The organism is Virgibacillus aidingensis, from assembly GCF_010994035.1.
GTDB lineage: Bacteria > Bacillota > Bacilli > Bacillales > Amphibacillaceae > Virgibacillus_N.
Map to the genome: position 1 here is coordinate 56,484 of NZ_WIXN01000003.1, position 26,983 is coordinate 83,466.

A 26,983-nucleotide genomic window follows, 5' to 3' on the forward strand; every position below is an offset into this window, starting at 1 on the left:
TATATAAACAATATTATCCCTGCAATTTTGCCTGCAATCTTGCGTTTTTTTTGATTAAATACTATCCAATCCATATTAAATGTTAACTAAACGTAAAAATTTTTAAGTTTTGTAAAACTTATTGAATCCCCCAGTGAAGTATGCTATTTTTGACAATATTGGTCACTAATCTTACCTGCAATAACAAAAGGAGTTACTTAACCCGGAAGATAAAATACGAAGACAACTCTTCTTAAGTTTAATGCAAATACGCAAATACATTCAGCACCATGGTAAAAGAACTTCCTTTTTATGGTACCTGGATGCATGAAGAACCGCAGTAACACGGATATGATATCGGTAGAGGAATCTTATATCCCATCCTTCACCACGATGGACTATGAATAAAAGAAGAACAAAAGGGGAAAAAAGGAAATTTTCAGCAACCAATAAAGGCGAGATGTTTTTCACCAGGCCCGCATTAAGCCTTATGAATTGTTTAAAAAAGTAAAGGATTAATTAAGAGGGGGCTGCAAAAGTTGAATGTAAAAAAAGGCAATAAATTTAATTCATGGCTGGAAATATTAATCGTTTCCGCCAGACTTGGACTGACTTCATTTGGAGGGCCCATTGCACATTTAGGGTATTTTCACGAAGAATACATTCGAAGACGAAAATGGATGGATGAAAAAAGCTACGCAGACCTGGTCGCTCTTGCCCAGTTTCTGCCTGGTCCTGCCAGCAGTCAGGTCGGAATCGGTATCGGTATTATGCGCGGAGGAGTATTTGGAGGAATTATATCTTTTCTGGGCTTTACTCTGCCCTCCGTCATTGCACTAATTATTTTTGCTTCTTTGCTTCATACATTTGGAATAGAAGATGCAGGATGGATTAATGGATTAAAGATCGTAGCCGTTGTCGTTGTTGCTCATGCAGTGTTGGGGATGGCTAAAAAACTGACACCGGACCTGCAGAGGAAAACTATTGCATTATTTGCACTGATTGTTACGTTGTTATGGCAAACTGCCTACACTCAGATTGGTGTAATTTTATTGGCTGGAGTGGCTGGTTTCCTGCTCTACAGGCAGCACACAACCGTTGATGAACAAACAGTTACACAATTCCCTATTTCACGCCGTTTAGGATACTTTTGTCTGACTTTATTCTTTGGATTACTTATTGTCCTGCCAATGCTTCGTAACCTTATTTCTGCAGAATGGATAGCTATGTTAGATAGCTTTTACCGCTCGGGTTCGCTCGTATTTGGTGGCGGACATGTAGTTTTGCCGCTTCTGGAACAGGAATTCGTTCCCGCAGGATGGTTAACAGAACAGGAATTCCTTGCAGGATATGGTGCAGCTCAAGCCGTTCCCGGGCCACTATTTACGTTTGCAGCGTATATCGGTGCTGTGATTAATGGATGGCAAGGTGGTTTATTTGCTACATTCGCCATCTTTTTACCCGCATTCCTTCTTATTTTAGGCACATTGCCATTTTGGGACGCCCTGCGCAGCAATCCGAAAATAAAAGGTGCACTGTTTGGAGTAAATGCCTCCGTTGTGGGTATCTTGATTTCTGCGCTTTACAATCCGATTTGGACGACTTCTATTCTATCGCCAATCGATTTTGCACTGGCTGCATTACTGTTTAGTATGTTGGTGTTCTGGAAATTGCCGCCATGGATTATTGTGCTGGCTGGTGCTGTTGGAGGTTTGCTGATTTCTTATATATGAAAGCCGTGGAAAGGGGCAGCTGATACATCTCTCTGTATTATAAATGACTGCAAAGTCTTGGCGGTATCATTCAAGTCGATGATTCTGCAGTACTGAGAATTACTAAAAAAAGGGGAAGCCTGGAACCCCAGTGCTTCCCCTTTTCATTAATTACCCCTTTAATTATTGCGATTGTATAAGAATTTCATGTAGAGCACATTCTATGTAGGAAAACTGATTTTACTGCAGGTGATACCATGAGAATCATGCTGATTGCCGGAAGTTTTATTCTTCCATTAATAATGTTCTATACCCAGAAGCGCTGGTTACGATTAAGAATCATTTATAATGCAGCAGCAATTGTAGCCGTACTGGTATTTGGAAATATATCTTCATTATCAATATACCAGATTATTAAGGATGATACGGTCTTCATGACCGCCATCCATGGGATATTTTTAAACCCTTTTTTTCTTGTGGCAGGATCATATATTGGAATCTACATTCTCTACAGACTTCTGTTGTTATGCATGGTGGAGCAGCCTGACCGCAGTAAGCTGCAAAAATAAAGTGACTTTAGTAAAAAAGGATGTGACTCCAATGGAAACTTTTCTTTTTTTCGCACTCGGTTTCGGTTATCTGGTTCTGCTCATTTGGGCTCTGAAACTTTCCGGAAATGATGGCTTGTTTAATCTGTCCAACGTACTGTTGCTGGTTATTTTTGGATTAATTTATGATAATGTTATCATTGCCATCGGCAGTTTTATTGGTGAAGGACTCCTACTGGAGAATTTAAATTATATCCGATATTGGTTACATGCGCTATTTACCCCTACCCTCATCCTTTTCGCCTGGAGTATTTGCAGCTGGTCTCATTTACCATGGGCCAAAAAGACCTTCTGGAAAGTGCTCGCATATCTTCTGACCACAGGGCTAATTCTCTACGAACTCTTCACTTCAGTTAGGGGGCTTAATCTGGAGCCAACCTGGGAAAACGGCATATTAACATACGATAGTACCGGACATTCAGGCAGCCCTTTTATGGTGATAATTATCACCCTGGTTCTTGGTATCGTCGGCATTATTTTCTTCATAAAGTTTCGCTTTTATTGGCTCATTGCCGGTATAGTGGTGATGACTTTAGGTAGTATTTTAGGCATGTGGCTGACATATGCTCCACTAATGAATGTATGGGAATTTGTTTTAATTCTATCCTTACTTTTGACAAAACAATATTTGATAAAGAATGTAAAAACAAATTTTTGAGCACGGGTCAGAAACTTGACCGTAATGCAATTAATCCGTTGGGTAAACTACTGGCAGTACATCCAAACAAATCATGGGTGGAACACCACCAGCCTCCGGGAAAATACTTCGTTTCATCATCGGCACAAATGTCATGTAACTATAGTTATGTCCCAGCCCTTGTATATTTGGTTTTTACCGATTATAAAGTAATCTTAGTAAGCTTATAAATGGGTATTGAACATTATATGGTTTAGAAAATCAACCACTTCTTTTCGTTTGTTTTTCCCTATTTTTCTATAGGAATTGCTTACATAATCCCTGATACTGCTTTCACTCAATTGCAGTATTTCAGCAATTTCGTTATTTTTCCTGCCTTTATACAAAAGATAAATAATGTCCATTTCCCTATTTGTTGGAATGATGCCTCTATCTATAAGTTTCTGTTTCAATAGTTCTTTTTCATTCGGCCTGGCATAATCGATAATAGCCTTGGCAATTTCACCCGAAACGACATAATTTTCATTATACACAGCCCGAATGATATGAATAAAACTTTTGAAATCAAATCGATTTAAAATAAAACCGTCTACGCCTGCTTCGATTCCTTTGATAATAATATCCTTACTAGTATTTGATAATATATAAATTATTTTCACATGATCCAGTGTCTGTTTCACATTAGTCGTGAGTTTAATTATATTAACAACGGAGTCTTGCACAAGAATCAAAACAATATCCGGTTTCATTTCCTTGATCAATTTCATTTCCTGGTTTTCATTTCTGAGTAATCCGATAACCTGCATATCTTTTTCACTGTCAATTAATAGGCGTAGCCCATTATTGAAAATTCCGTCATTTCCAATTTGCATTATCCTAATCATGATTAACATCTCATTTATTATTTATTTTTCGATGTGCTATTCCATATTTCAGCATATATAAAATCTTAACAATAACTTGTTTATTTTGTTGTTTTTTATATGCCGCTAATAGTTGCTCATCACTTAAATCAGAATAAAAGGCTTTTTTTTAATTCCTTTAACATCCAACTAACATCCTTCACCCTATCACCTTATCCTTATATCATTTCAATACATCTCCCACGGATTAAAAACTTAATTGCTTACTTATTCTTCGGCATAATTAAATAAAGTTTAAAGGTTTAAGAACCAAAATCCATCGATTAAATAGATCTATTAAGCATCCAATAATTCCTTAAAAATCAGAATAATAATATACACTTTTCTGCGAACATTACTAAAAAGCAGGAGGCTTAACTCTCTCCCCCTGCATAATTTAAGTGCTATTTAAGATTTAAAACCATCCAAGAAGCCATGGTGCAGCATATAGAACCATAAACATGACACCGTAGTTGACGCCATTTCTGTACAGCAGCCCGGCCACAAGTGCCACGAGAATGGTACCAAAAATGTTTAAAACACCGGCATCCATAAATGCAAGCATAACAACCAGGCCTGCAAACAGGCCAATCAATGCTTCATGCGGTATGTATTTAAATACGACAGCACAGATTTGTGTTGAAAATTTAATTGTTACAAAGAAGGTCAGAATGAGTGCAATAGAAGCCCCAATAATCGTTGCTGTCATGATTTCTCCCATAGAAAGCAAATGATGTATGTTATTCTCCGGAGTAAAAACCGGCGGTGCATTAAAAAGCCCTGCTGCAGGTCCAATGGCCATGGGAGATAATGGAAGTCCAATGGCAATAAGCGGAATCAATGTACCTGACAGATAGGAAGCATTCGTTAGACCATCCATTGTCGATATGGCCCGGGAAGCCCGCTGAACCGGATCTTTAATATGCCTGGTAATAGCTTCCCCCCAGAAAACCGTCATGCCAACCGGGGTAAGAAAAAATGTGACAGAGCCGAGTAAACTGCCGATTGCTGACGTCAGCGATTCTTGCCCAGTCAGGATCTTAAACGGGTTTGGAAATCCTTTTTCTTTTTTTGATTTTTTCATTACGATTTTTTTGTCGCCGACACGGGGCATGTTTTGGCGTACTCGCTTGTTTAACAGTTCAAACAGGGTAAAAGCTATTGGTCCAATTGTAATCCCCAAAAAGAATGAAACAAACACGTCTGTCCCCTCCGGCACGATTCCCAGACCCCAGTATAAGTGACGGAGACCCATAATCAGTATGGCAAAGGGTAATATCATGACAAGTGAAAGCACTTTATTGCGCGTCAACAATGCAAGAAAAACGGCGCCAAGTGTGAAAATCAAGCCGGAATACGCTGCCAGTGTATCTGCAACCGGCAGAATCATATAGGCAATCAGGAAGCTGACCGGAATAGATACAATCGTTCCGATCACTGATCCGGATGCCATTTTTCTAATGCTCACATCCGGCAGTCCATACTGTTTCAGTACCATAGCATGTTCTACCATCGGAGCAGCCATCACACCGCCTGGTATACCAGCGACAGCAACGGGGATCGAGTCGCTCAGTTTTTTTGCTACAATGGCTGATATAAAAAAGGCCAGAATCACATACGGTGACAGACCGATAAGTGCAAGGGCAATTGTGACGGGAGCCAGGACTGCCGTTTCATCTGTACCGGGTGCAATCCCGATTAATGTATATAACACAGCTCCCCCGATACTGGCAAGAATCATTTGAATAATGATTACTGCATCCATCACTCTTCACCTTCCTTCAGCATCGACAATTTTCTTTTGGGTTTAATGAGTATACTCGAAATAATAAACCCGATTACCGCACCGGCAAGACCAAAAATGAGCGGGGGTGTATCTCCGAATGCAAGCAGATAACCGCCAAGTGCAAAACCGATACAAAGTGACATAGCCATAAGTAAATCCTTAATGTTCACATTGTCTTCCCATATTTCAACATATTTATCTTTTTGACTGTTTTCTTCCATCTTTACCCACTCCTTACAAAACTGTACTGTCTGCTTTATGCGTGCAATAATTCAAGATCATCTGCTTCAACACGTTTTGAAATGTATTAATACAAAGAAATTTTCTTTTCATAAGACTGTTCCAATCCGTTTGCGATATACAACTGTGTCTGTATTTTCCGTCGTATCCTTAATAGGCTTCTCTCTTTGAATTATTCTTTCCAATTACAATGGAAATTGGTATCCGCTAGCCAAAGGCACAGTTCTATCTATTTCCTTCATGCTTCCGCAGTGACAGCATGATTTGTTGCCTTTTTATATTAACCAAGAACTTATTCACTTGGATTATTTTCATTATAGTTACAAAATAAGCGTTAGTAAAACAAGAGCATGTGCGTATAAGTGCTTGTCTCTCCCCTGTTTGTTAATTTTCGTCGAGCATAAGTGCTCTAAGTAATATTGGCAGTCATCTGACTAAAAGAACGCTTGTAAATGTAAAGTTATTGGGCCATAATGAAGCTAGCCGAAACCGTATTAAAGGAATGAACCCGCCCATGAACAGCGACAGACCGATAACAAAAACTAAAATCTTTCTCATTATTATGTTCTTTTTCCTCATGCTGACCAGTTTTCGTATCGGCTGGGTGATTTACCATCAAACGCCCGAACACCCTCAGGCTGAACAGGGTGTTATTGATTTTACAGATTGGGAGTTTACTGACAATCAGGCAGTTACGCTTGATGGTGAATGGATATTTTATCCGGACCAATTTATTCAACCGGACACGGACATCGAAACTGAAGAAAAAAGATATATTTCTGTTCCCGAGGATTGGCGCAGCCTACAAGAAAATGACTCCCCGTATGGTTATGGAACATATGTATTGAAAATCATTCTTCCTGACGATAAGCAATCAAACCTGCTGTACGGGGTGAGGATGAAGGAGATTTCAACCGCAGCCAAGGTATACATTGATGGTCAAATAGCTGCTGAAGCCGGAAACCCTGCTGCATCTGCTGAACAGTCGGAAGGTTTTTATGCTCCATTTGATGCATTGTTTCATCCGGAAAATAATGAAGTTGAACTAATGATACATGTATCAAACTTTGAAACACCTTTACAGGGCGGCATTTCCAATTCCATTCAAATTGGTACCGAAAATGCTATTGCCAAAGAGAGTAATATTTCGGTTATACTGCAAATTATTGTAGCAGCGATTTACTTTTTACATAGTGTATATGCATTCAGCATCTATTTTATGGGTAAAGGGAAATATCAAAAAGAAATCCTGTTTTTTGGCATTATGCTGTTATTACATGGTTTTATGATTTTAATAGATGATGATGTTGCACTCTATTTACCCATTGACTTTATATCACACACTAAACTGATGGTATTCTTATCCGTTAGCACATTAGTCAGTCTATTGGTCTTCATTAAACATTTATTTCAGGTTAAATCCCGATTTTATTATATACTTTTACTATTTTACGGACTCATCGTCATCAGTAAATTCATTATTCCTTTTCATTATTATAGCTATCTATTAGGAATGCTCATGTTATTTCATATTTTGGCTATTCCGTTTCTATTTATCGAAACTGTACGGGCGATTCGAGCAAATGCTTCGGAATCTATTTTTATATTGCTTTTCATTACCAGCTATGCTTCGAACATATTTTGGGGTGGGTTAATCACGATACAAGTAGTGGATATACCGTACTACCCATTTGATTTTCTTCTTACTATTATTATGATTGCCCTGCTATTATTTAATCGTCACATACAAATGTCAAAATTGAATGAGCGGCAAACTAAGGAATTGAAGGAAGCAGATAAAAATAAGGATCAATTTCTGGCAAATACATCCCATGAGTTACGCAATCCCTTACACAGTGTCATTAATATTGCACAGACGATTTTAGATGATAAACAAGAGAATTTATCAGCGGAAAATAAGGAAAACCTGAAATTACTGATTAATGTTGGACAGCGTATGACATTAACACTTAATGATCTGCTGGATATTACACGGCTGCGGGAGCATCGAATTAAGCTGAATCGGGAAAGTATCGATCTGCGTACAATAGCTCAGGGCGCGCTGGATATGGTTCGTTTTATGACGGTAGAAAAAGAGATGAAATTCCAGTTGGATATTCCTGATTCTTTTCCAAATATGTATGCAGATGAAAATCGTCTGATTCAGGTTCTATTTAATTTGCTTCATAACGCTGTTAAATTTACAAACAGCGGGAGCATAACTATATCTGCAGAACATAAAAATAATATGGCTATTGTTTTCGTAAAGGATACCGGCGTTGGTATGAGTCAGGAAATGCAAGAAAGAATTTTCCGGCCCTACGAACAGGAGGATCCAAGTATAACATCAATAGGTGGCGGCTTTGGTTTGGGCCTTAATATTTGCAAACAGTTAATTGAACTGCATGGCGGGGATATATTCGTGGATTCAAAGATTGGTAAAGGAACAACATTCTTTTTTTCCATCCCACTGTCAATGACTGCTGGTGATGAACCAGAAGCGAAGCCGGAAGCAGCTGCTGCCATTGAAAGGGGAAATACAATTGACTGGCCAAAAGTTTCCGCACCGTATATGGTTTCCGATAAGGATCCTTCAATCAATGGCGGCAAACCAAAAATATTAGTTGTGGATGACGACCCCGTTAATATAAGAGTTTTAAGCACCATGCTGTCTTCGAAGTATGAAATCATCAGTGCTGCGAGTGGAGAAAAGGCATTGGAACAGGTTGAGAATGGTGGTCTTGATTTAATCATCTCTGATGTAATGATGCCTTACATGTCAGGGTATGAATTGACAAGAATCATCCGAGACAAATTTTCAATTTCCGAGTTGCCTATTTTGCTGCTTACAGCCCGAAGCCAGCTGGAAGACATAAATACCGGCTTTCTGGCAGGCGCGAATGACTATATAGTAAAACCGGTAGATGCATTGGAATTGAAAGCAAGAGTAAGGGCATTAACAAATTTAAGGCAATCCATCCAGGAACAGCTTCGTCTAGAAGCGGCCTGGCTGCAATCCCAGATACAACCGCATTTCTTATTTAATACATTAAACACGATTGCTTCACTCAGTGAAATTGATACGGAAAGAATGACAAGGCTGCTGAATGAGTTTGGAAATTATTTACGAAGAAGCTTTGATGCAAATAATACTGAGTCTCTTATACTGGTTAAGAATGAGTTGGATTTGACCAGATCTTACTTGTATATTGAGCAAGCACGTTTTGGAAATCGATTAAAAATTAAATGGGAAATAAAAGAAGAACTGGACTTCTATATTCCGCCATTAACGATCCAGCCGCTTGTGGAAAATGCGGTCAGACATGGCGTGCTTAAACAACTTAATGGAGGAACAGTAACACTGCGGATTACGGAGCACGATTTTCACTTTAGAATTGAAATTCTGGATGAAGGGGTAGGTATGGATCAGGATAAGATTCATGAACTTCTGGACGAACAGCCACATCATCTAAATGGGATAGGTGTAGCAAATACCAACAAACGGCTTAAAAAACTTTATGGCAAGGGGCTGCAGATTGAAAGCAAGCCGGGTATTGGTTCCGCAGTGTGGTTTCAGGTGCCGAAATGAGGGTGCCTGCATGTCACTACCCGCAATTATTTCGCCGGTAACATGAAGGATTAATATAACACTAATATTGAATTATCAATGCTATTGCAATAATGTGTTAAAAAGCTGCCATATACATTTATAAATAATACATGGCAGCTTTTTTAAATTCATTCCTTTTGTTGGGGCCGTTTCGGATTAAACTGTCCTTCTATTACGATAAACCAGTGTAAGCATTAATCCAATGATTAACAACCCTGCACCAATTAGGATAACATTAAAGATATTTGTTGATGTATCCGGGAGACGATCGTCTTTATCACCTTTGCCGCCTGAAATTATATCTTTTTTGTCAGTATTGCCAGGTGTGTCTTTTGGTTTCGGTGTTATTACATCTTCTTCAGGTATGCGTGTGTTTGTAATGTCATAACCGTTAATCGCCGTTTCGTAACCTTCCACATCATGTTCGTGAATCGTGTAGGTATAAGCAACCCCGTTTTCATCAAATGCCGGTAAATCCGTGAAGCTATATTTCCAATCATCTGCTGCTGTTACTTCGACTGTGGCGATAACTTCTCCGTCTTGCAATAGGTCAACTGTTATCGATTTTGGACGAGCCTCAGCACCATCATCCAGCCACGTTTTTGTAATTTCAATTGTTTTTACTTCCGTACGTGTATTGGTAATCTCGTAACCATCAACTTCTGCTGCATAACCATGTACATCATTTTCCGTGACAGTGTACTCATATTCCTTACCTTCCTCATCAAACTGAGGTAAATTTGTGATGGTTAGTTCCCAAGCATTTTCATTGGTTATTTCATATTCTTTATAAAAATTCCCGTTTTGAAGTAAATTAATTGTTATTGATTCTGGACGGTCATTTTGATCTTCGTCTTTCCAGAATTTGGCCACCTTTACTTCAGTTGTTCCCACACGCACGTTAGTAATATCGTTACCTTTGATTGATTTTTCATAGCCATCTACTTCTGTCTCATCAACCGTATAGGTAATCTCATTTCCTTCTTTATCGTATTTCGGTAAATCTGTGAAAGTGTAGTTCCAATCATCATTTGCTGTAATCTCTTTTTCCTGTACAACTGTCCCGCCATTTTTCACTTGCACTGTTATAACTTCCGGCCGGTCTTCCGAGTTATCATCCAGCCATGTTTTTGTACCGGAAAGTTCAGTTGTTTCTTGCGTGTTCGTAATTGTATAACCTTCCACTGCAGATGTATAGCCTGCTACATTTTCCTCTTCAATTGTGTACTCAATCTCATTTCCGGCTTCGTCATATTTAGGCAAGTCCGTGAAGGTAAACGTCCATTCTCCTTCACTATTCATCTCTACTGCCTGGGTATCCTGTATTTCATTTTCGGCAAGTACATTAACTACTATGGAGTCCGGACGATACTGATCATCTACTTCAACCCAGTGCTTTTCCCCTGAAATATCTACTGTTTGTATGTTTATTAAATCAAATCCATCCTTTTGAGAAACATAGCCATCAACTTCCACTTCTTCGATGGTATACTCAATTTCCACACCATTGTCGTCATACTTATCCAAGTTTGTAAAACTATATGCCCAATCTGTATTTACCGAGACCTCTGCTTCGTCTGCTTTCTCACCATTTGCCAGCAATTCAACTGTTATTGCAGGAGGCAGAATGACACCTTCATCCGTAATCCAGGTTTTCTGACCGGTAACTTCTGTAATTGCTTCATTAGCAACTTCAATTGTAGTCGTTTCATCTATATCGACGGTTATATTATCTATTTCTTCTGTTATTCTATAACCGTTTGGAGCTGTTATCTCTTCCACAGTATATTCACCAAATGGAACATCTTGTGAAACTGTTCCTTCCTCATCGGTCGCAAGTGTGTAAGTTTGACCTGTTACAAGATTCGTAATCTCAAATACTGCTCCTTCTAATTTTTCACCTGTTACTGCATCAACCTTTTCAATTACTGCTGTTCCTGTTTGGCGTTCATTTTCAATTTTTATTGTTTGAATGTTTTCAGGTGTATCAGATGACAGCTTAATTTCCTGAGTTTCTTCCCCTGAATACCCGTCCGGGATAACCTCTTCTAAGGTGTATACACCATACTGCAGTCCAGTCCAATGAATCTTACCTTCTTCATTTGTTGTACCTTCTCGTACGACAATATCTTGATTACCTACAGTTCTTATTAAGGTGAAAGCTATGTCTTCCAGTGGTCTATCGGTATCTGTTTCTACCTTTTCTAGAACAAGCCCGGCAGTAGTCCCTTCACCAGACCCGCCACCTGTACTGATTCTTACTTCAACTGTTTCCTCCGATTCCGTAGTCCCTGTAATTATTTCATCAACTGATTCAATAACTGCCTCATTACTTATATGCTCTGTTTTATCAGCTAAAATATAAGAAGAATAAGTTACAGTGTACGTATCTGTGATTTCACCGGGAAACGTTACAGAGAATGCATTCCCGTTTAATTCTACTTCATAATCTTCCCCTTCAACTAATACATCATCAGAATCCGCTTTGGTTACTTTTATCGAATCTTCTAATAAGATTTGCAGTGTTCCATCACCAAGATCATCTTTAACTGTTACGTCAGTCAGACTGGACTTCGATTGATTGACAGTAAGCTCCCAATCAATGGTCCACTCATCTATGTTATGGAACCCATTTTTCCCTAAAAATTCCCCTTGATTCGATAATGTTGCATTTGCAGATAGATTATGCGTTTCACCTTCACGCGGTTTAAATTGTGCTGTGTTTTCATATATTTCATCACTATTATAGATACCATCTTTATCTTTGGTCACAAACACAACACGATAACTTTGATCTATGTTATTAAAATCAATATTTATTTCATTTTCAGTCACATCCACCTCAAATTTGTCAACTTCATTTTCTTCAACAAGAATTTCCCCGTCCCGGGTTATGGTAGTTGGATAAATTTTCACAGAGCCATCAACTAATGATTGGTTAACTGCAATTTCATCAACTAACTGTGCATTATCCAAATTTAACTGGTTGTAGTTAATGTCTACCATCCATGTAATTTCTTTTGTTTCATTATTTACTGAGCTGTTTTTTGCACCATTACTTTTTGTCTCTTCGTTCGGGTCTACGCTGTCGCCAATATCAAGTTCATACTTATTATTATCCGCAGTTGTGTATGAGAGATGAACCCCATTCGTGAAATTTGGTTTTTCATCTGTACCGCCAAAGTCATACGTGAATTTTGTTTGGTATGTTATTGTATACGGCTTATCAATATCCCCAAAATCAATTATAAATCCTTCCCCATCAGGAATTCCTTCCGGGTTTAGATTAATATCAGCATCAGTTGCCTCAGGAACAATCTCAATGGAGTCATCAACCAGTTTCTGACCCGTTCCGGAAAAATCATCTGTCAAAATAAAACCATTAAGGTTTTGACTATCTCCATTTACTGTAATCGTCCAGTCAATAGTTTTGTCTTCATAGTTAATGCCGCTATTCGATTTAGCACCAACCTGCTGAACAACATCCTGACTACTCGTTGCCGATTTACCATCGATTCCTACGATGTTGGAAATAGTACCGTCATCTGTAATATAAGCGCCTTCTTTTGCTGCTGTCTTATATTTAATGACAAATGCTTTATTTGTAGCTTCTCTCAATGTAAATGTAACATTGTTTCCGCTTATTGAAATATCGAATAAATCTTTTGCATCTTGTGTTTCATCTGCTTCGCCATTATTATCAAAGCTGTCAACTTGCTGAACGTCGATATTGTCTAAAGAGATTTCAAATACATCTTCTACTTCTTCATCACCAACCGTAAAAGTAAATTCATCGACAATCTCAGTCCCGGCACTCAATTCTTTTTCAGTAAAATTCGCATTTACTTCCCATTCTACTGAGCGATCAGTTTTATTAAAAGCAGTGGATGTTTTTACAAGAGATTCTGGTCTTTCAACAGCCACTGATGCTCCAGATTGTACTTGATTTTTGCCGTCTGAATTTAAATACGCCGTATTTTGATAAGTCGTCCAGCCCTCTGTATCTTTTTCTGCTTCTTTCATTTTTGTTCTGAATGTAAGCTGATATGCTTTGTTCGTGTTGCCCAATTCGAGTTTAAGTTCCTCCTCAGTCGATTCATCCGAAAAGGAGACTTCTCCATCTAATATTTCTATAACTTCCCCCTGCAGATTTACTTCCGCCTCTTTTAAATCAATGGAATCTACAACCAATTCCTGACCTTCCAGGATAGGGTCATTAACAACTGCATTTTCCAGCGATTCTCTTGTTGTATTAACAACGACTGTCCACTCAATTTCTTCAGTATTAAAGCTACCGCCAACCGGCTGTCCATTCTTCTGTATTGCCTGACCATTTACAGGTTTGATGTCGATTGTGAACCTTTCAATAACATCCTCATTCATAGTAAACGCTAATTCTTCTGTTGTTGACTTGATTGTTTGTTCATTTAATTCTGTGTCAACCCAAAACGTACCCTTTACGACAGATTCATTTTCTATTCTGTCACCAAATGTAAAAGTAACTTCACCATCTGTTGTCACATGATACGTTCCAAATCCATCTAAATCACCGGTTAATTCGTTATAAATATTTAATTGTTCCGGGAGCTGAAATATAAAAGTATCCCCAGCCAGATATTCATGACCATTTGGTAAAGACCAGTCTAATTCCAGCCTTAAATCTTCATCAAGTTCAAGCAAATCTCCTTCCTCATATTCCGTGCCATCATCTCTAATTAATTTTATTCCATCAATAATATTCTCTGTGATTTGCTGTGAGTCGCGATCCCCGGCAAATAAATTATGTTCAGCTTTATCTTCTGCTGCCTCTTGATCAGCAGTCTCTGTCTCTGCTTCCATTCCGCCCGTTTCCTTGTTTGCAGACTCAGCATTATCTTCCTCTTCTGAAGTATCTGTCCCTGATTCTGACCCTTTTTCCTCAGACGGAATCTTTTCATCCCCTGGAGATTTGGCTTGTATTATAATAGAACCTTCTGCATCTGCATGGTCTTGTATTTTCTCATTAAAAGTTACTGTTAACACTCCATCTGTTGCAGTTTGGTAAGTCCCCACCTCCGTTTCATCATATATTAATACACCGTACTGTTCTTCTTCCATATGTAGTTCATTCGGAAGAAACATTGAATCTGTGCTTCCTTCCTCAACTTCTGCATGCGAAATTGACCAATCAATATGCACATGCACTGCTGATTCACCGTCTACTTCGTCAATATTTATTGCTTTTCCATCTTCATTTGTGAATGATATTCCAGTGAAAACACTTTGCCCGGATCCTTCTGCACTTATTGGCGAAGGTAAAATAAAGTTACTGGACATGGTCTGGAAGATCAGCATAAATATTAACAGAATGCTTAATCTTTTATTCAATTCATCATACTCCTTTCGTTAATGAATACCGGGTGTACCAAGTGACCATTATATAAGGTAACACTCTACAAAATATCTACAAACATATTAATAATAGGAAATAAGTATTGTATAATGAAGATATGCAACATAAAGTCAATAAGAGAAGACTTTATTAAAAGGGGGATATTTGTGAAAGCAATTCTTATAGATGATGAGGCGCTTGCTTTGGATTTTCTGGAACACCAATTAAACAAAATAGGCAGCATTAAGGTAATTGGTAAATTTAATAACCTGAACATCAAGAAGAATGCTAACCTTTTGAATGAAGTTGACGTAATTTTTTTAGATATTGAAATGCCTGAAATTAATGGACTTGAACTGGCTGAAAAAATAATTGAAGTGAATGCAGACGTTTTAATTGTATTTGTAACGGCTTTTAATGACTATGCAGTACAAGCATTTGAGTTAAATGCGTTGGACTATGTGCTTAAACCCATTCAATTGGATCGGTTGAGAAAAACATTGAAAAGAGTGGAGTCAAATTTAAACGTTGAAATACATAAACCTGATAAAAACAATGTGCTGAAAGTGAACCTATCAAGGGAGCTTCACTTCGAAACAGACAACAATAAGATACAATTTCTTCAATGGCGAACAACTAAATCCCGGGAATTATTTCTATACTTACTTTACAACTGCGGCAAAACAATTCGTAAATCCGAACTTACCGAATTACTCTGGACAGACTTTCCAGAAGACAAAGCATACTCCCAACTATATACAGCCATTTATCACATACGGAAAACACTGAAAAAATACAGTGAACACTTTACTATAAAAAACATGGGGGAGGGCTATACTTTATCGGCAAAAAATGTTTTTATTGATCTGGTTGAGTGGGAAAATAAAATAAATGCCTCTCCCTCACTCACTTCAGAAACAATTCACGACTATGAAAAGAATATGAAATTATATAAAGGTGCTTTTTTAGAAGCATATGATTATTTGTGGGCAGAACCGGAGCGATATCGATTAGAGCAGTTATGGCTAAAAACTGCTTATCAAATGGCAGGTTATTATGATCAACAAGATATCTTAACAAAGGCGGAGGAATGGTATGTAAAAATTTGCACCACCATACCGGAAGAGGAAGAGGCTCACTTTTTCTTAATGAAACTATATGCAAGACTGGGATTGGAATTACAAATAGACAGGCAGTTTAATCAGTTAACAAAAGCGCTGGAGGAATTAAGTTTAGAAGTTAGTCCAAGTGTAAAGAAATGGTTTATGTACTGGAAAAGCAGCCTGGGAGAAAACAGCCCGACCTGATATGGAATGGTTTTTCTGTTACCATATTTCGACTTCAATTCATGTGCCGAAAAATATGTTCTTAAATGGATATCAGTTCATTTGTACCGGGTGAGATTTTATCTGACATGTCTTTTCGTATTAACAATTTATTCCTGAACACGGCACGCTTCTTTTTTTTATTCCAGCAGGCGAGCCAATTTGCCGACAAAAAAGCGCCTGAGCTTTTGCCGGCTTTGTTCTAATGTCTGATAAATAAGGTGCAAAAACGAAAGTGCCATGGACTTCTGGATCCAATGGCACCCGGAAGCATAATCAAACTTACACTGTCTGTCAGGATTTTGGTTCAGAAATTTTCCCAAGGAAAAAGCTGTCAACCTCCTGCAATTTGCCTCTCCAAAGAATCTTACCTTTGCTTGGCGTTGGCTTATTGTCACCATTATAAATTTTTGTGTTCTTCAAATGGATATACTGCACTTCTGTATTTTCTCCTGATTCTGCTGCTTTTCCCGTTTCTGAAAGCATCTCAGCCAATTGTCTGGAAACATCACTCCCGTCCTTGAATGATTTGCTTAATTCTTCAAAGTAGTAGGAAGCAGAAGTCAGGGTCCCCGTGACAACAGCTCCCTTCATCAGCAATGAAATATCCAGTTCAAAATCATGTTTGTTTGCTGCTGCTGCAAAATATGCCAGTATATTGTCTTTTGTTTCTTCACTCATATTGTTCACCCTTTTCGGTTTGCTTATTATACTGAAGTATCATCATCACTGGTCACGCTTGTCTCTTCTTCGTCGCTGTCCTGCTTCTGACTGCTTTTTTTATCTGCCGCAGCTTTCTTTTTTTTGCCTGTGGATTTACTGGAGCTTGAGGCTTTTTTTCCGGATGAACTTTTTTTGTTTCCGGCAGACTTCCCTTCTGCAGATGCAGATTTATTTTCCTCTTCTTCCTCCTCTTGATCATCACGCTGCTCCTCTTCCTCTTGCTGTTGACTGTCGTACCGACTTGTTCCACTTATCTCCAACAGCTTGTCCATTTTTTCTTCCAGTCCTTCCAGCCGGTCTTTCAATGCTTCATTTTCCTTCTTTAAGTTTTCGAAACCTTCATTACCATCGTCAGCCTGCCCATTTTTTAACTCGGTGCCACTGCCGCCTTCTTCCTTTTCATCCGATTGTGATGACCCGTTCTGAATGACTTGAGCAGCCGTAGATTTTATTTTATTCATTGCTTCGCCTGATTTTTCCATACTTGCATCTTTTAATTTGTTTACCTGGTCTTTTGTCTTAGTACCGATTTTATTCCCTTTTTCTTTTAAGTTTTCCTTGTTAAGGGAATTGGTTAATTTTCTCCGGTTTTCCTCAGAAGACATATAACCGATTGCTGCTCCTACCAATCCACCTGCTGCGGCTCTGGCTACTGTCCCTTTTTTTCCTGACTGTGCATCCTGGTGCATTTCTTGAGAATTATTGCTCATTTACGACCCCTCCATTTTTGCTTCTGTCTTCAGGCTGATTTCCCATTTGATTTTCAAGTGCCTCAAGACGCTCTTTAAGTCTATTGTTTTCATCTTCCAGAACTTGCGTATTATTTTCACTGGCTTTTGAACTCAAATATGGATCAGATTCCCACCAGTCCAGTCCAATTTCTTTAGCTTTATCAACAGATGCCACAATTAAGCGGATTTTAATCGTGATTAATTCCACATCAGCAATCCCTACGCGGATATCTCCTGCTATTACCACACCTTTATCCAGTACTTTTTCCAGCACATCAACAAGGTTGTTGGTCTGTACGGGATGTTCTACTGCCATTTTATTCTGCCTCCTTTTACAAGCTTCAGAAGTTACCTATAATAGATTTCCCAGCGGGCCGAGGTCAATGTTCAGGTCTTCTGCTTCCAGACCAAATACATCCTTTAATTCTTCCATTTTGTCTTCCAGATTCATCAGTGCTACTCCGACATCTTCAATCTGCTGCTCTGTAAGTGTGCCTCCTTCCACCCTTCTGATTGCATGTCTTTCCACAATCTGTCTAAGAAGCTCTATTACGGTCATTACCAGTTCCGCAAGCCCGTCTTCTGCCTTTTCGGGATCAAGATCAATCCTTGAACTCTTAGTTGGATTTGAATGCAGGCTAATCTCTCCATTTCCCGGAGTTCCCTGTGGCATCTTCAATCGCTCTCCTTTCCTGATCGAATTGTTCCGAGGTGATTTCCCTATCATTCTTTTCATATGCCTGTATCAATGTCTCAACAGATGAGATTAATACCCGCAAATCCAGATAGACAAGGTCCACTCCGGCAATAGAGATGATAAGGTCACCCCTAATCGCTACACCTTTATCAAGAATGACATCCAGCACATCAATTAACCCAACTTCTTTATCCTGGATTGTTTCTCTTACTGTGGGCATTTAACTCTCCTCACTTTGCTGCCTTCGAAAGATTTGAAAAATGATATGCAGGCCATGGCCCGGTTGCTTCCATTTTCAGTCCTGATCCATTGAGCTGCTGGTCTTTTTTCATCACTTTTTCGACAAATCTGTCAACTTCAGATTCCTGCAGCAGAAATACACTATTCCAGCTCATATTATCCTTCCTGCCGGTTGCATCCTTGCCAAGTGTTTTTTTCACATCCGAGCGGGTAGCTAAGCCGGAAAGCTCCAGGTGAATTTCATTGCAGCGCTCATTCAGTTCCTTGTCCATTTCCTTTTCTGCCATTCTATCTATCTTTTTTCTTTCAAAAAATTGTCTTCCTGGTGATAGTTCTTTAATTTCCTCCCGTTTTTTTTGCATGACAGGGTTGTTTTCCGTTACCAATCGCTTTACCTTTTCCTCATCGTAGTAGATTTTCAGATTCCATTCTTCTTTTCCGCCAATCTCCGCAAATGAATCCTCCAGCTCATGCGCTTGAGATGAAGCAGTTTCTATTAAACTATCCTGATTATTATAAATGGTGCAAAACGATAAAGGTACCACTGTATAATTTTTATTTAAAAACATTAAAACCTCGTGATGATGGTATGCTTTTTTCTGGAGCCATTCCAGATCATTGTTGATTTTATCCTCAATGACCATCTCCGTGTAAGCATCGGGATCCAGCCTGGAAACAATTGCAGTAATACTGTCCACCTGAATGGAGATAAGTTTTTCCTTTTCATCAAATCCTTCATGCTCCGGTAAAGCCGTCCTCTCCAATTCCTCTGTTGGAATAAAACCGTATAAGTATATTTTCTTCTCCATATTCACTCATTCCTTTGTTTCGTTAATTCTTCCCACTGTTCCAGTTCTTCTCGTTTAGCAGCTTCATAACGTTCCAATAGTGCTTCTTCTTTTTGTTCATATTCTTCCTGTGAAATTTCACCAAGTTCAAAACTCATCTGCAGTTGTGCCAATTTTTTTTGTATGGTTGGCAGATCATAGCGTTCTTTATCCACTTCTTCCTGTACCTTTTCCCCGACGGTTTTTACCAGTTTTAATGGAGCGGTTACCAGTTTATGCAGCATTATGCTTCCTCCACGGTCAATCGAATATTAATGAAATTATATGCAGGCCATGGACCTGTATAGTTAAAATCTGTATAATCCTTCCATTTGTCATGTGCTTCGTTTACCAGTTCATCAAATTTTTCCTCTTTATCCCTGTTGATTAAAAAGGAAGCATTGAGCAGCATCGTTTCACTGATCGGATCGTTGATTGCAGCAGCCTCCGCCTCTGTTTCCAGTGGCGTATAAATATCTGCTTCTATTTCCTTTTGCAGGCCGGTGATCATGTTTTGAGCTGCATCCCCCAGCTGAATTCTGTCATAGTAGCCTGCTGCTTCCGATTTTCGCTGAACGCTTTGAGCTATCTTTCCCACTTGGGGGTTTTCATGCACCCTTTTCCTCAGCCAATCCTTTTTACCGATCACTTTTAATCCCACTTCTATCTTTCCTTTGATTTTGGGAAAGAGCTCCTCGAACTGCGGATAAAGATTTTCCAGCAGTACTTTCACATCTTCTCGTGATTTAAAAATATTCCCGAAGCTGATTGGGATTACCGTATCATTTTCCTTCATTACCCTGGCCAAAATCTGCTGATGCATCATTAAATTTTGTTTATTGGGGTGATAAATTTTCATGGGAACCTCTGCAGCAACCATGGCTGCATCTTTATAATGAATCGTAAAAGTTGTTCTTGTGTCTCCTTCCATTTCAAAATCCCCGAATGCAGTCTCTTCCTCTGTTTGAATTCCGCAAAAAATATAGATTCCGGTTTTCTGCCCTTCCATGATTCCACCTTCCACTCGTTATATTAATGCTCCACCTTGCTTCGATAGCGTATATCCAGCCGCTTAAATGAAGTAACCTCTTTTTCGCCGTTTACACTCACCTCATAAACGCCAACCATTTCATCTTTAGCATATTTCTTCATATATTCTTTTTCTTCAATGACCTCCAGCATCAACTTCCAGCCTTCTTCTTCCCCTTGCTCCACTGCTGTGATTTTATGCGGGGGTGCCACATGTTCAGCAAAAAAATTATTCACATTTTTCATTACCTCTTTAATCTCCATTGCCTGCCTCCTGTGTAACAGCAGCAGAAAGAAGCCTAAAATAATTGGCTTCTTTCTGCCTATGATTAAATACTGAATTGCGGATTCCGTTCATTTTCCTGATTCTCAAGAGATAGCTCTTCATCCTCCAATTCATCACGTAAAAGACCTACTGCTTCTGCATAACGCAACCATGTATCCACACTGGCAATGACCACTCTTGCCTCCACTGTGAGAATTTCAATACCTACGACTGAAACTCTCGCATAGGCATCAATAACGATCCCCTTATCAAGAATTCGATCAATCACTTCTGCCAAACTTGAACTGTCTGTTGATTTTTGTACACCCATAATTCATTCTCCTCTCGTCTGTTAGTGATTTTTTATGTCAGATAAAGATTTGACATCAGATGATTTCTTTACTTCTGCCGGCCCTTTTATATTTGAAGCTCTTTTAATGCCGGAAATCCCTTTTATATCTGAAACACCTTTGATTTGGTGAATTCCTTTTATCTTTTTGTCGTTACCGCGGGAGGATTCCAATTTCGACTGGAATATATCTCCAGTTTCTTTTGTTTTTTTCAGTTTGTCTCTCAATGTCAATAAAGCATCCTGCGTTTTCTCCTTTGCCTGCTCAGCTCTGTTATGCACTTTATCAGCATTTTCTGCTTTGTTTTTTTCCAGTTTATCTGCTGCCTTTATGACTTTCGATTGCGCTTTTTCCTCTATTTTTTTGGCTGATTGCTCCTGTGCCTTCTCTTTTAAGCTTTCCTTCCATTCATCCGGTGCTTTTTCCACTGCTTTCTTAGCTATTTTTCCTGCAGTTTTTTTAACCGGTCCGGCCATTTTCCACCTTCTTTCACATTAACTGTCTTTCAATTTTTCCAATAAACTATCCAATTTTTCTTCAATATTTCCCAGTCTATCGTTCAGCTTTTCATTTTCTTTTTTTAACTCGATATATTGATCCTCACTTAAGCTTTGCTGAGGGCCCGATGATGAAGAGGATCTCTTTAAAAGTTGTCCCAATTCTCCCCGGTATTGGTAAATCGAATTCACCACACCCTGTTTTAACAAATATACCGCCTGCTCGGTGATCATTCCCTGTACACTGCGGCAAAGCTCTCTCGTACTGTTTCTCAACAGTTTAGATTGAATAATTGCACCTGCCATACTCCTTCCGGCAGCCGGACTCGCCAATAAACCAATTCCTATGCCGGCAGCACTCCCTATCAAGGCTGGTCTAATGCCGGACGAGTTATTAGGCGTTGGAACATATTGGTGAGCCGTGTTCCCGGATTCCTCCTGGTTCCGCTGTTCTGTCAACCTGCATCACCAAACTTTCTTTATATTAAATTTACTGATAGATTACCTTTTCAAGTAATTTCAAAACATGTAATCAAAAATAATTTTGTTATTTTCCACATTTAACCGGTTTTTTAACGAAAAAATTGCAGCGTAAATTTGAATGAATTGATGGGCAGTACATCTTATTTACCGTATTAATATATTGTTTCAATCATTTCAAATTAATAAAGATAAGGTAACACGTATATAAAAGAAAAAATTACAATGAATTTGTTCTCTTGAAAAGAAAAGATTTATATAATCAAAAACACTTATAACAGTTATTATTTACTATCTTTTGGTTTATATTGGAAGTCAAATAGATCTAAAGAACTACTTTTAAGTTGGAAATTATGTTATACTTTAGTCGTGATTTACTTATATTGACATTATACAGGGGGTATTTTTTATGTCTGAAAAGGTGAAGAAGCCTTTCTATAAAAAGTGGTGGTTTTGGTTAATCATCATAGTCTTGGTGATAGGTATAGCCGGTACCGGCGGAGAAGATCAAACAGAGCCGGAAGCTGTAGCAAACGAAGATTCAGAAGAAGCTGCTGATGATGCTTCAGAATCAGATAACAGTACGGATGAGGGAGAAGAAGGTACTGAAGCAGACGAGGAAGAACTGACAGAGGACGAATTTTCCGTTGGGGAAGCAGTCCAATTAGGAGATAACGTTTTAACGGTAACAGAAGTTGAAAAATCTGATGGGGATGAATTTGATCAGCCTAAATCAGGAAATGAATACGTAATTGTTCATGTTGAAATAGAAAATTCAGGTGAAGAAAACATCTCCTATAATCCGTTTAACTTTAAAATGGCAAATAGTGAAGGACAGATAGTGGATCAGGCATTAACCATTATTGATAGTGATACTGCACTTGAATCAGGGGAACTGGCTCCCGGCGGTACTGTCTCTGGCACCATTGTCTTTGAACAGCCAGCTGATGACCCGGAACTTCAGTTGCAGTTTGAACCGAGTTTTTGGTCAGGTGATATGATAAAAATAAATCTGCAGTAATATTTTCAGGGGTGGTTATCAACCATCCCTCTTTTAATTTTCAGCGGGACTCCTTTTTTTTACTTCTATCTATATTCACTCTGATTTCAATTTAAACAAATCCTATCCAGTGTAATCTGAGCAAAAAATAAACCAGGCAAATAGTGTTTGGCATTGCAGTGTACAATAAAGCAAACAGGTATGTATTTATCAACAAAAAGACCTCTTTATTCAATTTAGTTATTATGAATAAAGGGGTCTCTCAATATGGTTTCTGTTTAACGAAAGAGAACAAGCTGATTCACGTAAAATATTCTATTTTCGCTTCTGGAAAAAAACGTTTTACATAGCCGCCAATCGTGTCCTTGATCGCTTCATGCTGTTCATCCCGGTATACATATTTGTAAATCCCATATCTTCCCCATTTTGTTTTCCGCTTAGATTCGTCCAATTCCAGCTTAGTCATTGGATAATTTTCCTGTATAACCCGTTTAGCGGGTTTCGTAAAGCGATGCTGGATCATTTCAAAAGTCAAATCTTTCCTTGCAAATTCAGGCAGGGATGCTTCCAGTTTTTCGAACATTTCCAAGTATCCTTCTTCCCAATTTTCATGAAGATAAATTGGCGCAACTATGAAGCCCAGTGGATATCCTGCCTCAGCTACTTTAACCGCAGCTTCTATCCGTTCATGTAATCTGGAGGTGCCCGGTTCAAAGTATTTAATGATATAATCATCATTTATACTAAAGCGAAAACGAGTTTTCCCGCGATGTTCCGCATCGAGCAAATGGTCGACATGTGAAAATTTCGTTACAAACCTGAGTTTTCCATACTTGGACTTGCCAAAAAACTCAATTGCTTCCTTTAAATGATGTGTCAGGTGGTCCACCCCCACAATATCGGAGGTGCATGATGCTTCAAACCTTGTTATTTCCGGCGCCCGCTCATCCATATAATTTTGAGCAGCATCAAAAATTTCACCGGTATTCACATAGGTTCGGATATACGGTTTACTGCCCATCGTAGTCTGCAAATAACAGTAATGGCAATGCCCCATACAGCCGGTGGCAAGTGGAATGGCATACTCGGCCGAGGGTTTGGATGTATCGAATTTTAATGTTTTTCGCAAACCTACAACTAAGGTAGACTTTGCATTGCGATATTTTTGAAAGTGATTTTCTCCGGGCAGATTGCGTATTTGATTGTGTGAAGTGGTTTTTCGTATTTCTATTCCCATATCCTCGAATTTTGAAATTAGCCTTTTTCCATTTGGATACTCCAATGCACGCGGTTCTGCGTAAACCAATTGAGGCATAAACGGTTTAACCATGGAATTCACCATCTTCCACTCCGCCGAAAGCTTCCTGATAAGCTGCTTCAGCTTCGTCTTCTGAGTGAAAAATAGCAAATTCATCCGAAAGTGGATAGTAGTGTTCATGGGAAAAAAGCGCTAATTCATCAGGATCTTCGGGATGCTGTACAATTGCCGCCTGTTGCACATGCGCAACATCCTGCGCATGCGGGTTTCGAATGATCACATAAACAATTTCACCTGGTTCAAATTGTTGTTCCATATTATACCACCTATTTCCTTCATTTTATTCCCCTTATTATTACCACTTCACAGCATATTATGTTTCATAATCCCTGTTATCAACTGTGACAATAAGAGGTATAAAAGGATGGTCTGGAAATAAGATGATCCCAATAGGAAAAAACTGTTTTAATGATTATATTTTTTATCCCTGTATGAAATTTGATTGTTTTTCATTATAAATTATTTTTGGATGAATTTTGCCAACACACTTTAGTCTTTTATTGGAACCGGGAAATAAATCAGGCGGTACCCAAAAGGATGTACTGCAGCAGCGTTTCACCGCCACTGCAGCACCTCATATTAATCCCACTCATTAATCATGGTTTCTGCTTGAATATTCATGCTGTCATATGCTTCTCGGGAAATCAATTTTTCATTTAACTGATAGTCAAGCAGCAACTGGAAACCATTCATATGCCGGACCACTTTTTCAGCTTCTCCCTGGTTTTCATATTGGCCAACAGCTTTTAAATGCAATTGTAATGCACGAACAGCTTCTTCATCCAAAAATGCATTTTCATTATCAAACTGGCCAACAAGTTTTTCCAGACTGGCTGCACTTATTTTCATAGCTTCTGTATTTGCAACAAGCGGCAAAGTGATCTTGCTGTTACCCGGCAGTACGGTGATATTTGTTCCTTCCGGCGGGCGAATGGTATATTCATAATCACTTGCCATAATTACCACACCAATTTGGTGGCCGGCTTCAAATACGTAATCTTTTGGCTGCATATCCCATTCAAATGTGTATACTTCACCGGGTACGACCGCTTCAGATTGTTCAACGGAATTTCGATTTTGCGGGTCCATCCAACCCCTTGTTATAATTTTTGGACTAGTTCCGCTGTAATCCACGAGCAGGGCAGTCAAATTGGCAGCCGGACGGTCAATGCTCGCTTCAATCTTAACTTCCGGTATACCGCTCAGACGAACATCTTCGGTCAATGCCGGTGACACATAAGCCAGACGGTTCGGATTATTTAATTGCGGATCAGCAGCCAGCTGATTTGCTCGAATCATCGGGTCATCACTAAAAACTTCCTCTCCATTTCCAGCATTGTCGTTTATAGTGAGTATGCCGCCCTCTCCGTCGTTTGCTTCATTAAAATGAAGAGAAACTTCCTTCATATCTACCGCTGGCCAGTCGGCTTCCTGATCCCAGCTGCCGTCTTCGCGCTGGATATCAATCATAGGCTCATCCGCGATGCCATTTTCGATGCCATACAGCCAATAGTCAAACCATCTATTTTCCGTTTCCTGCCAGTTATTGGCAGATGTCCCGCCGTGACCACCTTGATGCAGCCACATTTTACGAGTGACATCATGGTCTCCAAGTGCTTCCCACCACTGGGCAAACTGCATTGTTTTCACATTCCAGTCATTAAGCCCATGAACAACGAGTACACTGGCTTCAATTTTATCAACATTTTTTAAATAATCACGGGCTGCCCAGAAGTCGTTATAATCACCGGTCGTTCGATCCTGACCTTCATATAACTCGGCAATCACATCTTCGCAGACTTCAGGATTTTCCCGCGTTAATACTGCTTCTGCCAAGTTATCTGCATCTTCACCCTGGTAGCCTCCCGGAGCCACTACTGCACCATTTGCGCGATAATAATCATACCAGCTGCTTATCGCAACCACCGGTATAATCGTTTTAAGCCCCTCAACACCAGTAGTGGCCACACCATTTGGAAGTGTCCCGTTATAGGAAGCTCCAGTCATGCCAACATTTCCTGTTGACCAGTCAGCACTGACTTCTTCACCTTCTTCGTTGAATGCTTTTGCATTTCCATTCAGCCAATCAATGACTGCTTTTGTTCCCAGAATTTCCTTTTCATCACCCGTGGTTGGACATCCCGTTGCATCGCCAGATCCGATACTCTCCCCAAGAATGACCCCATAGCCGCGCGGTACATAGTAATTTCCTAATCGGCCAAGATTTTGCCTTTGTGTTTCATATGCATAAGGGATTGCCTGATGATTTTTCCCGACCGGTGTCAGGTCTATATCAACATCATGAAAATTAATCGAATTTATTCCTGCCCGATAAGGACTCATTTCATATATTACCGGAATTTTAATGCCAGGTTCAGTATTGGGTCTCATCACTTCAATGGAGACAACATCAAGTTCCCCATCACCATCGCTATCAACTTCAGTCTCTACAAATAGATTCTCAATAATTACGTCCTCCGCTGCATAAATCGGTGATGTCATCCCATTTTCAAGTTCTATTTTTGCGGAATCTGAAGCCGTTTCCGGAATAAGACCATTCAAGGCGATTTCATTTCCCGATGCAGATACAGTGGAACGTTCTATTACATTAAAGCCATTCCCTCCGGTAAACATTGACAAAAACAAGACGGACAAG

At 39.2% G+C, this 26,983-nt stretch carries 25 protein-coding genes and 1 pseudogene; 6 read left to right on the forward strand and 20 right to left on the reverse strand.

Annotated elements, in window-relative coordinates; genetic code table 11:
- The first annotated feature begins 518 nt into the window (after positions 1–518).
- From GHD25_RS03320 to GHD25_RS03330, 3 genes are all read left to right on the forward strand, one after another.
- Positions 519–1,712 carry a chromate transporter gene (locus GHD25_RS03320; protein ID WP_164214946.1) on the forward strand — a complete coding sequence of 398 codons (1,194 nt, stop codon included), beginning with the start codon at positions 519–521 and terminating at the stop codon, positions 1,710–1,712.
- Between the two features lie 236 nt (positions 1,713–1,948).
- Positions 1,949–2,260, forward strand: coding sequence for a transposase (locus GHD25_RS03325; RefSeq protein ID WP_164214947.1), 312 nt, complete (start codon positions 1,949–1,951; stop codon positions 2,258–2,260).
- The gene (locus tag GHD25_RS03330; protein WP_164214948.1) at positions 2,184–2,957 is read left to right on the forward strand and encodes a hypothetical protein; all 774 of its coding nucleotides are present in this window, start codon (positions 2,184–2,186) and stop codon (positions 2,955–2,957) included. The genes GHD25_RS03325 and GHD25_RS03330 overlap by 77 nt, the downstream gene beginning before the upstream one ends.
- A 203-nt stretch (positions 2,958–3,160) precedes the next feature.
- Here the strand turns inward: GHD25_RS03330 and GHD25_RS03335 are convergent, their stop codons facing one another.
- The 3 genes from GHD25_RS03335 to GHD25_RS03345 all read right to left on the reverse strand — a co-directional run bounded on the left by GHD25_RS03335 (position 3,161) and on the right by GHD25_RS03345 (position 5,845).
- Positions 3,161–3,820, reverse strand: coding sequence for a response regulator transcription factor (locus GHD25_RS03335; protein ID WP_164214949.1), 660 nt, complete (start codon positions 3,818–3,820; stop codon positions 3,161–3,163).
- Between the two features lie 433 nt (positions 3,821–4,253).
- Complete coding sequence (locus GHD25_RS03340) at positions 4,254–5,603, reverse strand: tripartite tricarboxylate transporter permease (RefSeq protein ID WP_164215138.1); 1,350 nt, start codon at positions 5,601–5,603, stop codon at positions 4,254–4,256.
- A complete protein-coding gene (locus GHD25_RS03345) occupies positions 5,603–5,845 on the reverse strand; it encodes a hypothetical protein (protein WP_164214950.1) in 243 nt (80 codons plus the stop codon). The genes GHD25_RS03340 and GHD25_RS03345 overlap by 1 nt, the downstream gene beginning before the upstream one ends.
- Positions 5,846–6,378: 533 nt before the next feature.
- Between GHD25_RS03345 and GHD25_RS03350 the strand changes: the two genes are divergently transcribed.
- Positions 6,379–9,453, forward strand: coding sequence for an ATP-binding protein (locus tag GHD25_RS03350; protein ID WP_164214951.1), 3,075 nt, complete (start codon positions 6,379–6,381; stop codon positions 9,451–9,453).
- A gap of 177 nt (positions 9,454–9,630) precedes the next feature.
- Here the strand turns inward: GHD25_RS03350 and GHD25_RS03355 are convergent, their stop codons facing one another.
- A complete protein-coding gene (locus GHD25_RS03355; protein ID WP_164214952.1) occupies positions 9,631–14,841 on the reverse strand; it encodes a Cna B-type domain-containing protein in 5,211 nt (1,736 codons plus the stop codon).
- A gap of 171 nt (positions 14,842–15,012) precedes the next feature.
- Between GHD25_RS03355 and GHD25_RS03360 the strand changes: the two genes are divergently transcribed.
- The gene (locus GHD25_RS03360) at positions 15,013–16,152 is read left to right on the forward strand and encodes a response regulator (protein ID WP_164214953.1); all 1,140 of its coding nucleotides are present in this window, start codon (positions 15,013–15,015) and stop codon (positions 16,150–16,152) included.
- 312 nt (positions 16,153–16,464) lie between these two features.
- On the opposite strand, the gene gvpU is transcribed toward GHD25_RS03360, so the two are convergent.
- From gvpU to GHD25_RS03420, 12 genes are all read right to left on the reverse strand, one after another.
- Entirely contained in the window at positions 16,465–16,851 is a 387-nt protein-coding gene (gene gvpU / locus GHD25_RS03365; protein ID WP_164214954.1) for a gas vesicle accessory protein GvpU, read from the reverse strand.
- Positions 16,852–16,877: 26 nt separating this feature from the next.
- Positions 16,878–17,603 (reverse strand): GvpT/GvpP family gas vesicle accessory protein, encoded by a 726-nt coding sequence (gene gvpT / locus GHD25_RS03370; RefSeq protein WP_164214955.1) that lies wholly within the window; start codon positions 17,601–17,603, stop codon positions 16,878–16,880.
- A complete protein-coding gene (locus GHD25_RS03375) occupies positions 17,593–17,940 on the reverse strand; it encodes a gas vesicle protein (RefSeq protein WP_164214956.1) in 348 nt (115 codons plus the stop codon). Before GHD25_RS03375 ends, gvpT begins: the two co-directional genes overlap by 11 nt.
- Before the next feature lie 36 nt (positions 17,941–17,976).
- Positions 17,977–18,297 (reverse strand): gas vesicle protein K, encoded by a 321-nt coding sequence (locus GHD25_RS03380; RefSeq protein WP_164214957.1) that lies wholly within the window; start codon positions 18,295–18,297, stop codon positions 17,977–17,979.
- Positions 18,263–18,541: a gas vesicle protein gene (locus tag GHD25_RS03385; protein WP_164214958.1), complete on the reverse strand. Its 279-nt coding sequence runs from the start codon at positions 18,539–18,541 to the stop codon at positions 18,263–18,265. The genes GHD25_RS03380 and GHD25_RS03385 overlap by 35 nt, the downstream gene beginning before the upstream one ends.
- 10 nt (positions 18,542–18,551) lie before the next feature.
- Entirely contained in the window at positions 18,552–19,370 is an 819-nt protein-coding gene (locus tag GHD25_RS03390; RefSeq protein ID WP_164214959.1) for a GvpL/GvpF family gas vesicle protein, read from the reverse strand.
- Between the two features lie 2 nt (positions 19,371–19,372).
- Positions 19,373–19,633 (reverse strand): gas vesicle protein GvpG, encoded by a 261-nt coding sequence (locus GHD25_RS03395; RefSeq protein ID WP_164214960.1) that lies wholly within the window; start codon positions 19,631–19,633, stop codon positions 19,373–19,375.
- Positions 19,633–20,400, reverse strand: a complete 768-nt coding sequence (locus GHD25_RS03400) for a GvpL/GvpF family gas vesicle protein (RefSeq protein ID WP_164215139.1) — start codon at positions 20,398–20,400, stop codon at positions 19,633–19,635. The genes GHD25_RS03395 and GHD25_RS03400 overlap by 1 nt, the downstream gene beginning before the upstream one ends.
- 20 nt (positions 20,401–20,420) lie before the next feature.
- Positions 20,421–20,681 (reverse strand): gas vesicle protein GvpO, encoded by a 261-nt coding sequence (gvpO, locus tag GHD25_RS03405; protein ID WP_164214961.1) that lies wholly within the window; start codon positions 20,679–20,681, stop codon positions 20,421–20,423.
- Between the two features lie 65 nt (positions 20,682–20,746).
- Positions 20,747–21,013 (reverse strand): gas vesicle protein GvpJ, encoded by a 267-nt coding sequence (gene gvpJ, locus GHD25_RS03410; RefSeq protein ID WP_164214962.1) that lies wholly within the window; start codon positions 21,011–21,013, stop codon positions 20,747–20,749.
- A gap of 21 nt (positions 21,014–21,034) precedes the next feature.
- Complete coding sequence (gene gvpQ, locus GHD25_RS03415) at positions 21,035–21,508, reverse strand: gas vesicle protein GvpQ (protein ID WP_164214963.1); 474 nt, start codon at positions 21,506–21,508, stop codon at positions 21,035–21,037.
- A gap of 18 nt (positions 21,509–21,526) precedes the next feature.
- The gene (locus GHD25_RS03420) at positions 21,527–21,988 is read right to left on the reverse strand and encodes a hypothetical protein (protein ID WP_164214964.1); all 462 of its coding nucleotides are present in this window, start codon (positions 21,986–21,988) and stop codon (positions 21,527–21,529) included.
- Positions 21,989–22,418: 430 nt separating this feature from the next.
- Here GHD25_RS03420 and GHD25_RS03425 point away from each other — a divergent pair, with 430 nt between their 5' ends.
- The gene (locus GHD25_RS03425; RefSeq protein WP_164214965.1) at positions 22,419–23,030 is read left to right on the forward strand and encodes a DUF4352 domain-containing protein; all 612 of its coding nucleotides are present in this window, start codon (positions 22,419–22,421) and stop codon (positions 23,028–23,030) included.
- 280 nt (positions 23,031–23,310) lie between these two features.
- Here the strand turns inward: GHD25_RS03425 and splB are convergent, their stop codons facing one another.
- The 4 genes and pseudogenes from splB to GHD25_RS03440 all read right to left on the reverse strand — a co-directional run.
- The gene (splB, locus tag GHD25_RS03430; RefSeq protein ID WP_164215140.1) at positions 23,311–24,339 is read right to left on the reverse strand and encodes a spore photoproduct lyase; all 1,029 of its coding nucleotides are present in this window, start codon (positions 24,337–24,339) and stop codon (positions 23,311–23,313) included.
- Positions 24,332–24,583, reverse strand: coding sequence for a transcriptional regulator SplA domain-containing protein (locus GHD25_RS03435; RefSeq protein WP_164214966.1), 252 nt, complete (start codon positions 24,581–24,583; stop codon positions 24,332–24,334). The genes splB and GHD25_RS03435 overlap by 8 nt, the downstream gene beginning before the upstream one ends.
- A gap of 323 nt (positions 24,584–24,906) precedes the next feature.
- On the reverse strand, positions 24,907–25,176 hold the full coding sequence (locus tag GHD25_RS20360) for an FIMAH domain-containing protein (RefSeq protein WP_462943517.1): 270 nt from the start codon (positions 25,174–25,176) through the stop codon (positions 24,907–24,909).
- Positions 25,171–26,961: pseudogene (locus GHD25_RS03440) on the reverse strand (Xaa-Pro dipeptidyl-peptidase); the annotation flags it as partial. The gene GHD25_RS20360 and the pseudogene GHD25_RS03440, both read right to left, overlap by 6 nt.
- Positions 26,962–26,983: the final 22 nt, after the last annotated feature.

Bases quoted from the DNA above. Each gene is read 5' to 3' on its own strand.
- GHD25_RS03325 (WP_164214947.1), top strand. From the start codon at position 1,949: ATGAGAATCATGCTGATTGCCGGAAGTTTTATTCTTCCATTAATAATG.
- GHD25_RS03335 (WP_164214949.1), bottom strand. From the start codon at position 3,820: ATGATTAGGATAATGCAAATTGGAAATGACGGAATTTTCAATAATGGG.
- GHD25_RS03340 (WP_164215138.1), bottom strand. From the start codon at position 5,603: ATGGATGCAGTAATCATTATTCAAATGATTCTTGCCAGTATCGGGGGA.
- GHD25_RS03345 (WP_164214950.1), bottom strand. From the start codon at position 5,845: ATGGAAGAAAACAGTCAAAAAGATAAATATGTTGAAATATGGGAAGAC.
- GHD25_RS03350 (WP_164214951.1), top strand. From the start codon at position 6,379: ATGAACAGCGACAGACCGATAACAAAAACTAAAATCTTTCTCATTATT.
- gvpU (WP_164214954.1), bottom strand. From the start codon at position 16,851: ATGAGTGAAGAAACAAAAGACAATATACTGGCATATTTTGCAGCAGCA.
- gvpT (WP_164214955.1), bottom strand. From the start codon at position 17,603: ATGAGCAATAATTCTCAAGAAATGCACCAGGATGCACAGTCAGGAAAA.
- GHD25_RS03375 (WP_164214956.1), bottom strand. From the start codon at position 17,940: ATGGCAGTAGAACATCCCGTACAGACCAACAACCTTGTTGATGTGCTG.
- GHD25_RS03380 (WP_164214957.1), bottom strand. From the start codon at position 18,297: ATGCCACAGGGAACTCCGGGAAATGGAGAGATTAGCCTGCATTCAAAT.
- GHD25_RS03385 (WP_164214958.1), bottom strand. From the start codon at position 18,541: ATGCCCACAGTAAGAGAAACAATCCAGGATAAAGAAGTTGGGTTAATT.
- GHD25_RS03390 (WP_164214959.1), bottom strand. From the start codon at position 19,370: ATGGAGAAGAAAATATACTTATACGGTTTTATTCCAACAGAGGAATTG.
- GHD25_RS03395 (WP_164214960.1), bottom strand. From the start codon at position 19,633: ATGCTGCATAAACTGGTAACCGCTCCATTAAAACTGGTAAAAACCGTC.
- gvpO (WP_164214961.1), bottom strand. From the start codon at position 20,681: ATGGAGATTAAAGAGGTAATGAAAAATGTGAATAATTTTTTTGCTGAA.
- gvpJ (WP_164214962.1), bottom strand. From the start codon at position 21,013: ATGGGTGTACAAAAATCAACAGACAGTTCAAGTTTGGCAGAAGTGATT.
- gvpQ (WP_164214963.1), bottom strand. From the start codon at position 21,508: ATGGCCGGACCGGTTAAAAAAACTGCAGGAAAAATAGCTAAGAAAGCA.
- GHD25_RS03425 (WP_164214965.1), top strand. From the start codon at position 22,419: ATGTCTGAAAAGGTGAAGAAGCCTTTCTATAAAAAGTGGTGGTTTTGG.
- splB (WP_164215140.1), bottom strand. From the start codon at position 24,339: ATGGTTAAACCGTTTATGCCTCAATTGGTTTACGCAGAACCGCGTGCA.
- GHD25_RS03435 (WP_164214966.1), bottom strand. From the start codon at position 24,583: ATGGAACAACAATTTGAACCAGGTGAAATTGTTTATGTGATCATTCGA.
- GHD25_RS20360 (WP_462943517.1), bottom strand. From the start codon at position 25,176: ATGAAAATAAGTGCAGCCAGTCTGGAAAAACTTGTTGGCCAGTTTGAT.